This window comes from Gracilibacillus kekensis, assembly GCF_900143085.1.
GTDB classification, from domain to species: Bacteria; Bacillota; Bacilli; order Bacillales; family Amphibacillaceae; genus Gracilibacillus; species Gracilibacillus kekensis.
In genome coordinates, this window is record NZ_FRCZ01000001.1 from 1,092,620 (window position 1) to 1,107,045 (window position 14,426).

Below are 14,426 nucleotides of genomic sequence, written 5' to 3' on the forward strand. Positions count from 1 at the left end.
GTTGTTCGCTCACTTAAATTTTATAGATTCGATTAATCAATCGACGTTTTCGCGCCAAAGATCGTTGTATATCCACTTATGGATTGAAGTACTCGTTCCGCTTCCTCATCATTCATAGTACCAAAACGTTCGACTGCATCAACAATTTTCGGAAACAGATGGATATCACCTGCACTCGCAAATCCTGAAAGTCCAGGAAAAGATAGCACAAAATGTACACAAGCATCAATCACTTTCTGCTGATCAAACGGTTCATACCATGTGGCATAATCTCGTTGTTGATCTTCATCCCATGGTTTTTTTGCAATTGCTTTAATCACTCTTACAGCCACTTCTTGTTTTTTCGCTTCTTCCATTAAAGCGTCAAAATCAGCACGATATTCCGGTATCGAATACATATAATAATTAAGTGGTAACAAAACCGTTGCGAAAGGGTACCTTCGTAATGCCTCTAAATGAGTCGCTGGTGCTTGATGACCATGCCCAGTAATCCCAATTTCACCTATCACGCCTTCCTCTTTCGCTTCAATTGCTGCTTCAAGCACGCCACCTTTTGCCGTACATTTATCTAATTCTTCGATCGTTCCAACCGCATGTAGTTGCAACAAATCAACTGAATCCACCTGCATACGTTCCAATGAGCGGTAAATTTCTGCTTTTGCTTTATCTTTTCTACGCTGGCCGGTTTTCGTTGCTAAAAAGATATCATTTCTAATTTCACTAATAATCGGACCAAGCCGAACTTCTGCGTCTCCATAATCTGCAGCAACATCAAAGTGATTCACACCATTTGCCAAAGCATGTCTAATCGACTGATTCGCTTCCTCCTGTGTGACGTTACCTAAACTTGCTGCCCCAAACATAACAACAGATCCCTCGTATTTCATTCTGCCAATTTTTCTTGTAAGCATCATTGCTCCTCCTTGCTCATTTTATGTAAAACGCTTTCAAATTTGTTATATCTTATTCTACTAAAATTTCAGAGCAACATCGACAATAATGCCTATCTGTCGTTTTGCTCGCCCGATCTGAAAAAGTTTTATTTTAACATGGCAGGGTACTTTACACTATAAGTTGATGTAAAGATTAAGAAGCAATTCTGTAATAAGTATTTTACTCTGATATACTTATTTAGTATTGCGATTAAAAATTCTAGTAGATCACTACTAATTCGAAAGAGGTTAAACCATCTTATGATACTTCTGTTTTTTTACTTGTTCTTGGCACTAGGTATATCCTTTCTATGTTCGATTCTCGAAGCGGTCTTTCTTTCCACAACCCCTTCGTTTTTGAATGTGAAAGCAGAGGATGGCAATAAACGTGCCAAGCTTTTCCTTAATATGAAAGAAAATGTCGATCGACCCCTGTCCGCGATTCTAACACTTAATACCATCGCCCATACAGTTGGTGCTTCCGGTGTCGGGGCACAAGCAACAAAAGTTTTTGGCGAGGCCTATTTTGGGGTAGTCTCTGCTGTTCTAACGATCCTTATCCTTGTCGTTTCAGAAATCATCCCGAAAACACTTGGTGCAAGATATTGGAAAAGTATGGCTTTAATATCGGGGCAGATAATTCAATACTTAATTTATTTGACGTATCCATTGGTGATCGTATCGGAATTCATTACGAAAATAATATCGAAAAACTCTGATGATGAGCAAACAACTACAAGTAGAGAAGAATTAGCGATGTTGGCAGATGTAGGGACAAAAGAAGGCGTTTTTGAAGAAGATGAGAATAAAATCATCCAAGGTACGATTAAGCGCTGGGCAGTCAAGGTAAGCGAAGTGATGACACATCGAACCGAGATTATTGCCCTTTCTACCGAATCAACCTTAGAAGAAGTTGTAGCTGTGGTTGATGAAGAAAAATTTTCAAGAATACCCGTATATGAAGACAATATTGATAATGTGGTCGGAATACTTCATGCCAAAGACCTTATCCAATATCTAAATGAATCGCATAATCCTGATGATTTTAATGTGATGAATTTCTGCAGAAAACCTTATATCGCACCGATGTTTAAAACATTGGATCAATTATTTAAAGACTTTCAGACAAACAAAATTCACATCGCCATCATCATCGACGAATTTGGCGGAACAGCGGGGATTGTTACCCTCGAAGACTTACTCGAGGAAATTGTTGGTGAGATCTTTGATGAAGATGATGAAATCATTACAGATATCACAAAAATCGATGACAACACCTACTATGTTAACGGAAGTATAGACTTGGATGACGTTGTCGATTATTTTAACGTATCACTTCCAATCGACGAGTATGAAACACTGAATGGATTTATCCTAGGACAAATCGGACGTATTCCCGCAGTTGGCGACAAAGACTCCATCGAGTACGAAGGCTTAGTCTTCAAAATCGAAGAAGTAGACGGAAGAATGATATCAAAAGTGAAAGTGAAACACGGGGACGGTTCTGCTGTTTCATAGGGGGACAAGGGGACAGGTTCCTCGTCCGCTTTAAAACCTGGAAAAGCCACGAAAACGGTGTTGAACAAAAAGAGCATACGAAAGGTGTCTGATATAAGATAGGACAGCATATGCGGACTTCGTATTATTCAACCCACCTATTTCACCTTAATAAAAGAGAAACCAAATCATTTAAGATTTGGTTTCTCTAATTAATATGATATTTTCAAACCAATCTCTAGATAAAGTGAGACCATGATCAGTGGTGGTACTTGAACCTTGAAGTGGAACACTTACAACGATTACGCTTTTCTTCTTCTCATGAAGAGAAAGAAGACGCCACTTAAAAAGAGTAATAACCCTGCTAATAAGTACTGATAGATCGTAGTGGCAGTTTCCGGTAGTTTTTGTCCGTTGTCCGTTACAGGCTGTTGTTCCATCGCTTCCTTTTCAAAAACGGTATAGGTGCTGAAGTGATCGGTTTGTGCTGTCACGTTTCCATCTTGCCATTCTCCGCCGATTGCTTCCCATTCTTCTAGTTCTGGATTCCAATAGAACAGTTGCACCTGATCTTTATCATTTACTTTGTCGCTATCAACAGAAAAAGTCAGTGTCACTTTTTCGTCGAAGGTATCCAATCGTGTTTCGCCTTGTTTGATTTCAAAGTCATAGACCACACTTAATGCTTGATCGATGTCAGCTAAACGATCTAACTGGATGGTTGCTACCTCGGATGCATTAGTGAAATTGGAGGCAGCCAGTTGCAAGCTTACATTTTTCAACTGAATGATGACCGTTATTCGATGTTCCTTCAGCCATTTTGTTTGATCAGAAGAAAATGCTAGATTAACAGAATCATTATGATCACGTAAATCGATCCATAATTCACCTTGATCAGCTAGCTGATAGAGTGCGTCTGTTTCGATCGTTGCCTCACCATTGGTAACGCCAGGTGTTAAGGTAACACTAGTTTGTTTCTCTGGATCTTTTGGATCCTCAGGATCTTCCGGGTTAACAGGTGCTTCGGGATCTTCAGGATTTGGTGTAACTGGATCAGAAGTATCGACTGCTTTGATTTCTGCAACGACACTATTATTATTATAAGTGACAGTTACCTCGTAATCATCCGCAGTTACATTATCGAATGTACCGTTCACCTTGTCAGCAGTCATTAAAGTAATAGTTGCTTCCTTGTCTATTTCATAATGAGAAAGATCCAAATTCAGATCCCCTCCATCAAGGTATACAAGGCCATCTACATTTACTTGAGTATTGTCATTATCCAATGCAATATCTAGGTTCCCAGCTTCCATTGTAAAGTTACCATTTAAATTCAGAGGTTCATCTACATTAACCAAAACCGCACCATTTTCTACATAAAGATCACCTTCACCAAAAGCAGTAGCAGAAGTAGCTTCTAGCGTTCCTTCTTGTAGCAATGTCCCTCCTGAATAACTATTATTTCCTGTCAATGTAAGTGTTCCTGTCCCTTGCTTGGTAAGCATACCATTTCCCGTTATATCATTTCTCCACCAATCATGGGCATTAAATCTTCCTTTTGAAGCATCCATATCCACTGTTACATTGTTTAAAAACGCACCATATCCATCAGATGCTGTTACCAAATCAATTCGTCCCCAACCATTTGATTCGTCTATTACAGGGTAGCCTGATTCAATTTCAGTGGTATACAATACTTCTCTACGCTGTTGATCGGTCAAATAAGGCTGGCGAGTTTCCAATAAAACTTCAGCCCCTTTAGGTACTACAGGGTCCAAACCTTTTGTGCCTGTTTGAGGTAATCCGTATGTAAGTTTTTCCCGGTAAAATGCTTTATTTGCGTCATGATCTTCCCACTTTTCTTTATCGTACGCACTTTCAAACGTATAATCCTCTGTTACTGTATGTGCATATTCGTACAAGCTCATTTCTTTTGATGCTGCTAATTCACCGAATACTTCTCCAGCATTTGAATAAGCCTTATTTAATACCTCTTGGTTTTCTGAAAGATTGTATGCATAGGCAGTCATTGCAGTAGATTGTATTCTAGCTCCTATAACATCAAGTGGAGAGTGCATACCGCTCATTATTCTATTTTCTCCCATTTGAGCTGCTCTTGTTAAAAATTCAGCATATCTTTCCGGTGTTGCGTATGCAAATCCAAATGTTGACAAATATGCTGCACTTGTATGTCCACTTGGAAAAGCTCCGTCTTTGCCTCTCCCATCTTCTGCTTTTCTTTTTACATATTCTAATGCAGGAATTACTTCCACATTCGTTTCATATTGCTGGTAATGTCTTTCTCCCGTTTCTTTTTTACCGCCTGAAGGTAATACTTCTGTTGTACTTTCACCATTGCCGATGGTGGTCCATTGCGGTAAACCATTCTCATCCACCACTTCTTTTACCTCGCCATTTGAATTCATTCTGTAAGGTCTTGGAGAAGAGAAAAAGTACTTAGAAGGATTTGATGAGGAAGGGTTTCTAAATCTAATTAAATGAACTAAATCCATCGCATCTGCAAGTTCAGATTCCTCCCATTGCCCCATCCCTTGGGCTTGGTCTTCAACAGTCGCTTCTTCCAATACTTTATTCATGTCGTCTACTGATCTGACAACACTTGTGATCGGATTAACGATATCCACGTAATCATTAGCTAAAGGTCCATAAGCATCCATCATACTATATACCTTATCTCTTTGATCATCATAATAGGCAGCTAACGCTTCTTCATCCGTTCTGTTTTTAGTAACCTTTTCTACATATTTTATATTAGCTATCCAAGTCTCTGAATCTCTAATTTCTTCGTTAGCATATGTTTTTTTATCCGCAACTATCTTTGTTTCATCATTTTTATACCCATCAAAATAAACGGTAGGTCCGTCACCATAGTTAGCTACCTCACCATTGGCACCGGGTACAGTTAACGCTGTTCCGTCTCTCCAATCCGGTTGATTCATAGACCATACTTGATCAAAACCATCTAAAATACTTATAAAAGGATTAGTCGTAGCTATATTCTTTAAGTGAGAATCATTAGCATTCCCACCATTATCCACTGCTGGTAAAGGTTGCACGACTTCAGGAGGGTTTGTATTTATTTTTTCAGTAGTCCCTTGTGGCTTTGAAGGTTTGGCCTCCTCCAGCTCAGCATATTGACTGGTGGCCAAAACAGGAAGCTCAAATGAAGATATAGTCAGTACTGTAAGCAATAGTAGTATCGATATTTTTTTCATAAATTTCATACTTTTTTATTTCTCCTTTTCTCCTACATATTTTTGAAACATATAACCACACTTGTTACACTATAAAGAATGTATATTAGAGAAATTTAGGAGAACTGTTAAAATTCCGTAAATTTGAGGGACAAGGGGACAGGTTCCTTGTCCCGATTTAAACCTAGAAAAGCCACGAAAACAACTTCGTGGCTTTTTAATTCATATACTGTTTAATTTGATCGATCGTGGTAAAGGCATCGATCTGATCAATGATCGATTCTAATGTTTCATTGTCTTGCTTGTATATGGCTTGTTGTAGTTCTTCTGGTACAGGAGCGACGAACTTTGTGATTAAGCGAATCGTGGTATTAGCTAATGCTTCCGTTTTGCCTTCTAATTTGCCTTGTTGTCTGCCTTCATCTCGAAATAATTCCGCTAAGCTCATTACCATTTCACTCCTTTCAAAATAAGTACCTTCTACATATTCTATGATATCATGAAAGTCTTTTTTTGTAAGCTGGCGATCTAGGTGAAAAATGTAATGTATCAAGGTCTCTAAATACTGTATAGCTGTTTCTTGATCTTCTAATTGCTGTAGGTAATATAACGATCGTTTCAAAGCTTTACGTAAATTCTTTTCACTTTTGGTTGTTAAGTCGCGATAAATGGTAAGTATTACTTTCAGTTGTGCAATACCTTTTATCTCCTCATCACGATAGTTTGACACATCGATTAAAATGTATTCAAAATTCGGGACATATTGTTGAATATTTTCTGGCAACTGGTCAAAGCCTTGAAGCATCTCTCCTAAAGATTTGGAAGCACCCCATTCTCTTTCACTATGGAAAATAACAACAGGTATCACAATCGGCAGCTTTGGAGCATGTTCCTTATTTAATTTTGCTTCCCATATTTCAACCAAGTATCGTAATAATTGAACAGCAACCATTTTACTGGGATAACTTTTGTGCTCCAGTAATACATACAAATAACCTTCGTTTTCATTAAGTTGCAGGTGAAAAAGCAAATCGGAAAAATATTCTCGTAAATCTTTTGAAATGAAGCTGTCTTTCTGTAGCTCAATACTTTCTAAATCTATGAGGTTAACAATAGGCGGAGGTAAATAATTGAGAAAAAAATCTTTAGATACATCCACATTTGAAAAAGTTTCTTTAAAAAACTTATCATGTGGATTCTGAATGGTCATCATTATCAACTACTTTCTTAGAAAAATGATGACTTAATACGAATGTATGTTCTGTTTACATTATAAAACACTCGCCTATTAGATTCAACATCTACTTTTAAAAAAATATTTCTTTGATAACCTTGATTTGAGTACATTATCTGTAGCAAGCATTGTCCGTAGTGTTTACAATGGAGGGTGAGACTTCATTAGTGGCAGATTAATAGACAGTATTATAGAAAAGGTCTTAGCCTGCGTTCCTTCATCACTTGGTACCTTCTTGATTACATTATTCGCTTTGATCGTTTCGTGGATCAATAGAAAATAGACCTCCCTATTTGGCAATAAAGTAACTAGGTGAGATTTATCACCCCATTTGATCGCCAAACCCTATAGGTATACCGCTTTTTCATAACTCGTATTGTCTACTACGGGTTATATTTTATTTGCATTTCATATTGCATAGAATGAATGAAAAATAGCGGCCCCACCATTCACCTTACATTCATATGACTAAATCCAATGAAGTAGCTAGATGATGTCATATGTCCTCTCAGAGGTAAAAGAAGTAGGCACCGCATAGCCTTTAAATCAATTTTTGTTGCTCCAGCCTCGCTAAGCTTTCAAGTAACATGACACCACTTAGTTGTACACTCAGATCCACACCTGCATGTAAGTCAGGCTGCTCACTCCAGAGATGATTAAAGATCATTTTTTCTTTGTTAGTGCCTTGATTCCAAAGTGTATCAGCATTCCGTTCCAAAAAAGAACGTATTGCTTTTGTCTCTTCGGGCGCAATTGTAATTAGCTCAGTGAAATAACGAACCATTATACCCTTAAATAAACCACCATCGCCATCACCTTCACTTTTTAACACGTCATGTTTCTGATCATAAAGTTTTTCTATTGATGAATGGGCGGTTTTCACTGCCTTCTCTAAATATCGATTGTCACCTGTAATTCGGTAAAGCTCGACTGCCCCACCGACATACACCCCTTGGCAATACGTAAATTCCCATTCACTGTCAATCTTACCGTCACCAAGTCGATTAATTCCATCCAGGACAAATCCTGTATTTGCTTCAACTAGGTATTCATCCTGCCAAGCAAATATTTTCTGTGCCCATTCCAAATCTCCTTCATCTCCAAGGTAATTATATAGTCGAGCTGCCAAGATAATTGCTGGTCCATTTGCTGGCGTATTTTTATAATCCAACTGATCTTTATGCCATGCAATCCCACCACCCATATGATCATTCCAACCTGTCTTGATATCTTCCCATAAAACCTTTACATCAGTTAAGTAAGTTTCATTTCCCGTTACTTGGTAGGCTCGCAATAATGCAAGTGCGAGCCACTCCATGTCATCATATAATAGATTTCTTGGCTGACCTCCATTACGGAAAATAAGTCCGTTATACTCCTTTTCAATGTAGGATGGGATCGTTTCATCCTTTGTACGACTATAGGTATCTACTAAACTATCGATGGCATGTGCATACCACCAATAATGAAAAGTCATGTTGCAACGGTTATCCGGATTTGGATAATGATTGTTAAACATGTTTAAGTTATCATTCCAATAGTTTTCTATCATGCTATCAAACGCCTTCCGCGCTCTTTCTTCCCATTTTGTTGTGTCATTTATTATCTTCATTATGTCCTCCCCATACCCTATGTTTTATTCGAGTAGATAATTGTTAATTACGGTAAGATGCACAGGTGCTATACACGTCTATATCTAAATCATTTGATAGATCCCAATTCTTTTCTTCTTTTTAAAGGTAAGTTTGCTTCATCCTTTTCAATCCATATCGCGCTACCTCTAATGCGGATTGTGTGCCGTAATCTTCAATGAACAGTTCTAAAGATAAATAACCATTGTAGTTTATTTTTTCTAAGTAAGTGGCGATCTGCTCGGTCGGCGCTATACCATCTCCAGGAAATACTCTATCTGAATCGTTTATTACATCCCGTTGGGGTTCAGCAGGATAATCATTTACATGAAAAATACCGATATGTTCTTGTCTAAGATATGCTAATCCAGTGAAATTGCTATCCCCGATGTACATATGAAAAGGATCTAGCAATATCTTCACATCAGGAAGCTCGCTTTCAATTGCAATAAATATTGCCTCACTTAGCGTTTTAAGCTTCAATGCTTTACCCCAAAACTCCAGGTAAACATCGATCCCTATCTGGTTGGCAAGCATGATTAATTCATGGTAATGATCTGCAATCGTTTGTAGAGGGATATCTGCCAGATTTCCACTTGGTGGGGCAGCAACAGCTTTGCAGCCTATTTCTTTTAGAAGTTTCATTTCCTGCTCTGCTTCCAGTAGACCTTGCTTTCTAGTTGCCTCATCACTATCTGACCATTTAAAAAAGCTAATGGCATTAACTACTTCGATATCACTTTCTTTCAAACAATCTGTTAACTCATTTAGTGAACCACCTTTTTCGAGAAAGGCTTGGAGGTCTTTTACCCAGAGCTCAATCCCATCATAGCCTGCCTCTGCTGCCACCTTGACTTGATCAATCACGCTCAAATCAAACGGAATTATAGTAGAGGTGTTTATGGCAAATTTAAAATTACGCATCTGCTTCATCCTTTTTGAAGATTTTTTCCTAAACCAACTTTAATAATAAGTAAAAAAATTCACTTGTTAATACGGCAAGTAGCTTGCGCGGATTTATTAAAGCATCTTCCAAGCAAACTCCACATCTTTTGCCAAATTAATTACTCTACCTCAATCGTCCGGCCTTCCCTATTACTCTTATGAGCCAGTTCAATTAATCTAATAGCCATAGCTGCTTCTTCCGGCTTAACATCCAAATCAGCACAGCCAGTAATTGTCTCGTAAATATTTTGGTAATATGCTTGATAAGCCCCCGCTACTGTTTCAACTTTTCCACTAAGATGGAGACCATTCATAGTGGTGTTGAGCTCCCCCCATCTTTCAGGCGATTCCTTGCCCCAATCCGGATCAACAGGTGTTCCCCCTGCTTTTAAAGCTTCTTCCTGAGGGTCTTCTCCATACTTAACAAACGAACCGTATGTGCCATGAACCACATAACGCGGGCCAGGCTCACGGGCAAGAACACTCGATTGTAAGTTAACGCTCAAACCGCTTTGATACCCGAGAGTGACATCAAAATAATCATCGCCTTTTCCGCTCGTCCGCAGCGTTCTCACCTCTGCACGAATGGTAGCTGGTTTTCCAAATAGACAAAGCGCTTGATCAAGGAAATGAACACCCAGGTCATATAAGACACCTGAACCAAGTACGTTACTGTCACGCCATTTTTCTGGGTCCGCTTCAGGAATATATCTGTCCCACCGAAATATCGCCTCTTTTACTTCGCCCAGCGTTCCACTGTCCACTAGTTTACACAATGTCCTAAAGTCACCATCCCAGCGGCGATTGTGAAAGACGCTCAGCACCTTACCTTGCTTTTTCGCCAGTTCTATTAACTTATCTGCTTCTTCGAAGGTAGTAGTGAACGGCTTTTCAACGACAACATGTTTTCCGGCAAGCAGGGCGTCACGAACAAACTGCACGTGATTTGTACTTGGTGTTGTCACTATAACTAGATCAATGGCATCATCGCGATAAAGAGCGTCCACATCTTTTACCACCTCTATCTCTGGATAACGCTCATTTGCACTATTACTGTTACGTTGGACAATTTTATTTAACTGTAGATGTGGTACAGCTTCGATAATTGGTGCATGAAACGTACTTGATGCAAACCCATAACCGACTATACCCACTCCAACCTTTTCGCTCATCGTTCCTCTCCTTATCCACCTATTTGAGATAGTCTTGCGCTCTATTGCTTATTAAAGAATAGTAGATTCAGTGTGTAGCCCTTAGCATTTACTATTATTTAAAGTACAGTTTCAGATGCTCCGCCGCCTTGACGATGCCTTGCTGTTCTGCCTGCAGGGACCCCCAATAGCGATGGTCCTCTAATTCGATACTGACCGGACCTTTATAATCCATTTGTTCCAAGCGGACAGCAACTTTTCCCCAATCAACTTCCCCATGACCTGGTATCGTATAGCGCCAGGAGCCTTCTGAAAACAAATATTTTTCCGGGAAGGTGGATTGTATCACGCCACATTCGTATAATTCGTCAGATAATATTTCTGTGTCCTTACCATGGCAATGATTTACTCGCTCGCCGAATTCCGTTAACACGCGAATATGATCAATGCCTAATCGAACAAGGTGTGACGGGTCGTAAGTCATTCCGAAATGCTTGGATGGAATCGCTTCGAACATCGCTCGCAATGTTTCTGGCGTACATCCGATCGTTGAATAATACGGTGCAGGTCCTGGCCAGCCTTCTATCGCAATGTACAAATCCTTTTGCTCAGCGTACTTAACGATTTCTGGAAATGTATCTTTCCAAATTGCCAAGCTTTCTTCACGTGGAAGAGTATGATCCTCAGGAACTAAACACATAAATAATACACGTCCCCCTAATGCCGATATTTCTGCCATTTGTTGTTTCAAGTTGTCAACCGCATTAGCACGACGTTGCTCATCTAAACTGAACAACTGGGCAACGCCCGCAACATCGACCGTTCCAATTTCAAGTCCAGCCTTTTCACAGGCCGATCTTATTTCAGGCGTTAATTGAGGGACATCAAGGGAATCCAGACCGACTTCCGCTCCCCATCTTGCAATCTTCTCGATTCCTTCTGCTCCAATTTTCGGCGGGATCCGCATCCCAATATTAAAATTCATTTAGCAACAGCTCCTCTAGCTCATTTTAGTAAGGCTTATAGCCTGCTGATTTATAAATCATTTCCGAAAGCTTTACAACCTTTAGTGCAAACTCTCCAGGTACTTGCACCTCATGCTCGCCACAGATTGCATCTATAAAGCTCTTGTCCTGGTTGGTTGTCGGCTTCGGTAATTGTGGATGTATTGGCTCTTCTCCTGACATGTGAAGGGTGATTTTATCGTTTTCATAAAAAATCGCACCTTTTTCCCCACAGAATACATATGTTTCATGCCACGTAGGAGAGTAGCCTACAAGATTTAAGCCGGCAACCGCTCCTTCTTTAAATTGAATGGATGTAAACGTATCAATTTCAACTGGTGCTCCCTGCTGGGAAAGCTGTGAAGTTACATGGGCTGGTGTTAAACCTGTGGTCCAGAGTAATACATCGATAATGTGACTACCGGAGTCCATTAAAAAACCTCCCCCAGATAATTTCGGATCCTTCCGCCACGAATACGTGTCATTTGATCCACGCCACCATTGCTGGTATAACGATGCCGTCACAGACGTAACTTCGCCGATCTTTCCAGAAGCAATTGCATCGTGAATGTAAATAAATTCTGGCTGAAAATGGCGCTGGTATGAAACTTGCATAATCTTTCCGGATTGTTTCGCGGTTTCGATTAATTGTTCAGCTTCGCGTGAGGAGCATGTCATTGGTTTTTCGATTAAAACATGCAAGCCCCTCTCCAATACCGTTGTAGCTTGTTCAAAGTGTAGCGTATGCGGTGAGCAAATGATTACTCCATCTAATTCAGCTTGCTCCAGCATGTCGTGGTACTCCTTAAATTGCTTAACATTTGTCAGTCCTAATTGTGATATAAACTGTTCACGTGCTTCAGCGCTCACATCAGTGATTGCGGAAATTTCCACGTTATCAAGCTCCAGTAACTGACTGGCATGGACTTGTGCCATTCCTCCGGTCCCAATAAAGCCAATTCGAATTTTTTCCAATCATCCCACTCCTTTTACTAAGTCTTGCAATATTAGTTCAATATTTTATCAACGAGTAATTGTAACTTCTCATAAGCCAATTCGGTAACATGACCTTTCTCTTTCCCTTTTTGCAAATGCTTTTCAAACTCAGCTAGATGCTTGAGTGCTTGCTTATCATTTCCTTTATTGTAGTGGTGCTCTACCTGTCTAACTCGGTTGCTTAACTTCTTCGCAACGGATTTTTTCAAATCACCGTCTGTTTGTAGAGTATCGACCTGTGTTGCCAGCTCTTTGTATACGCTCTCAAAAATGACTGGCTCAAGTGTTACTGCATGCTCCATTAACATCACACCACTTAGTTGCTGGCTTAATTCAACTGGTTTACTAAGCGTACCTTCCCACGTGCCCCCAAATAAAATTTCCGGCTCTGTTTTTGTTTGATTCCAAACGCTTTGGGCATTAGTAACAATCCACTCCGCCAGCTCTATTTGTGATTGGTCCGTTTTCACTAACTCGGCTACGTAGCGTGTGAGAATACCCTTGAACAATCCTCCATCTCCAGTACCACCTTCATAGATAATACCGTTGTGATTCGTAAATCTCTCTTTTGTTGTTTCAGCAGTTTGAATAGCAGCATCGAGATATTGCTGGTCGCCAGTTATCTCAAAAAGCTTAACAGATGCTCCGATATATACCCCTTGGTTGTATGTGAATTCCCAGCTTTTATCAATATTGCCGTCACCAGTCCGGTTAATGCCATCCCATACTAAGCCGTTTGTCGGATCAACTAACGTATTTTTATGCCAATTGTATATTTTCTTAGCCCATTCTAAGTCTTCTTGATTGCCATATTGTTCATATAGACGTGCTGCAAGAATAACTGCCGGAGCGTTTGAAGGCGTATTTTTATAATCAAGTTGGAATTTGTTCCATGCTATTCCTCCACCATATTCATCGCTCCAACCTGTCTTAATGTCTTCCCATAGTGTGTGAACAGCCTGTTCATACTCCGGATTATCCGTATGGAGATGCAAACGTTGCAGTGCAAGCGCCATCCAAAGCATGTCGTCATAGAAATCATTACGAATATCTCCACCGTTCCGCGTTTTAATTCCTTCATATAAAATGCCCGCCTGATCAAGATAAGTTTCATCACCCGATCGTTCATAGCGATCGATCAATATATCAATACCATGTGCCTGCCACCAATAATGGAATTGGTCATTATTTTCATTATGGGGATATTGGTTGTTAAACATGTGACTATTATCGTTCCAGAAGTTTTCGTAAGTGGATTGTTGCGCGCGATCCGCTTCTTCCTTCAATCCCCATTCAACCACGTCTTCCGAACTAGCTTCTTTCACAAGCAAACTGTCGTAATTGAGCCAGTTCCTGCTACCTGTAGTAGAATCAAAGCCAAGCGTTATTGTATTCTCACCGGCTGTCAGGAAAACATCTTTTACATAGGTTGTCTGCCAATCCGCCCAGCTTCCTGTTCCCGAGAAACGCACTTGATCCACAACCATCTCACCGTCTACCTCGAGATAACGGGTTGCAGATCCAGCCGCACCCGAATAGTTAAAGACAAGGGTATACTTATCGTCCCTAGGCACGTTTACCTGAATATCTACCGCTTGACCATCACCATTCCAGCCAGCGACATAACCCTCTCCGAAATAATTAGCTTCTGCGTTTTCTGTTACCACATTATGCAATGTGCCTTGTGCTGCATCGTATTCCTCGCTCCACGAGGTTGTTGCTTTTAAGTTCTCTGATTGGAAAACTAACGTAGAAAAAACGAACAGGACTGCAATTACTACTGGAAACCCACACCTTTTAAAAAGCATGAAGTCCCTCCTT

Annotated in this window: 10 protein-coding genes; 1 reads left to right on the forward strand and 9 read right to left on the reverse strand. The window is 40.0% G+C overall.

Annotation, left to right across the window (positions count from 1 at the left end):
- Positions 1 to 32: 32 nt before the first annotated feature.
- Complete coding sequence (locus tag BUC25_RS04975) at positions 33 to 911, reverse strand: aldo/keto reductase (protein WP_073200203.1); 879 nt, start codon at positions 909 to 911, stop codon at positions 33 to 35.
- A gap of 282 nt (positions 912 to 1,193) precedes the next feature.
- Between BUC25_RS04975 and BUC25_RS04980 the strand changes: the two genes are divergently transcribed.
- Complete coding sequence (locus tag BUC25_RS04980) at positions 1,194 to 2,450, forward strand: hemolysin family protein (RefSeq protein WP_073200204.1); 1,257 nt, start codon at positions 1,194 to 1,196, stop codon at positions 2,448 to 2,450.
- Positions 2,451 to 2,731: 281 nt separating this feature from the next.
- Here the strand turns inward: BUC25_RS04980 and BUC25_RS04985 are convergent, their stop codons facing one another.
- The 8 genes from BUC25_RS04985 to BUC25_RS05020 form a co-directional block, all read right to left on the reverse strand.
- Positions 2,732 to 5,674 carry a phosphatase PAP2 family protein gene (locus BUC25_RS04985; RefSeq protein WP_084543385.1) on the reverse strand — a complete coding sequence of 981 codons (2,943 nt, stop codon included), beginning with the start codon at positions 5,672 to 5,674 and terminating at the stop codon, positions 2,732 to 2,734.
- A 187-nt stretch (positions 5,675 to 5,861) separates the two neighbouring features.
- On the reverse strand, positions 5,862 to 6,854 hold the full coding sequence (locus BUC25_RS04990; RefSeq protein WP_073200519.1) for an Rpn family recombination-promoting nuclease/putative transposase: 993 nt from the start codon (positions 6,852 to 6,854) through the stop codon (positions 5,862 to 5,864).
- Positions 6,855 to 7,419: 565 nt separating this feature from the next.
- The gene (locus tag BUC25_RS04995; RefSeq protein ID WP_073200206.1) at positions 7,420 to 8,490 is read right to left on the reverse strand and encodes a glycoside hydrolase family 76 protein; all 1,071 of its coding nucleotides are present in this window, start codon (positions 8,488 to 8,490) and stop codon (positions 7,420 to 7,422) included.
- A 121-nt stretch (positions 8,491 to 8,611) separates the two neighbouring features.
- Complete coding sequence (locus BUC25_RS05000; protein ID WP_073200208.1) at positions 8,612 to 9,433, reverse strand: sugar phosphate isomerase/epimerase family protein; 822 nt, start codon at positions 9,431 to 9,433, stop codon at positions 8,612 to 8,614.
- Between the two features lie 140 nt (positions 9,434 to 9,573).
- Positions 9,574 to 10,626: an oxidoreductase gene (locus BUC25_RS05005; RefSeq protein WP_073200210.1), complete on the reverse strand. Its 1,053-nt coding sequence runs from the start codon at positions 10,624 to 10,626 to the stop codon at positions 9,574 to 9,576.
- 94 nt (positions 10,627 to 10,720) lie between these two features.
- On the reverse strand, positions 10,721 to 11,572 hold the full coding sequence (locus BUC25_RS05010) for a sugar phosphate isomerase/epimerase family protein (RefSeq protein ID WP_244535125.1): 852 nt from the start codon (positions 11,570 to 11,572) through the stop codon (positions 10,721 to 10,723).
- Positions 11,573 to 11,615: 43 nt separating this feature from the next.
- Positions 11,616 to 12,584: a Gfo/Idh/MocA family protein gene (locus BUC25_RS05015; RefSeq protein ID WP_073200214.1), complete on the reverse strand. Its 969-nt coding sequence runs from the start codon at positions 12,582 to 12,584 to the stop codon at positions 11,616 to 11,618.
- Between the two features lie 32 nt (positions 12,585 to 12,616).
- Complete coding sequence (locus BUC25_RS05020; protein ID WP_073200216.1) at positions 12,617 to 14,413, reverse strand: glycoside hydrolase family 76 protein; 1,797 nt, start codon at positions 14,411 to 14,413, stop codon at positions 12,617 to 12,619.
- Between the last annotated feature and the right edge of the window lie 13 nt (positions 14,414 to 14,426).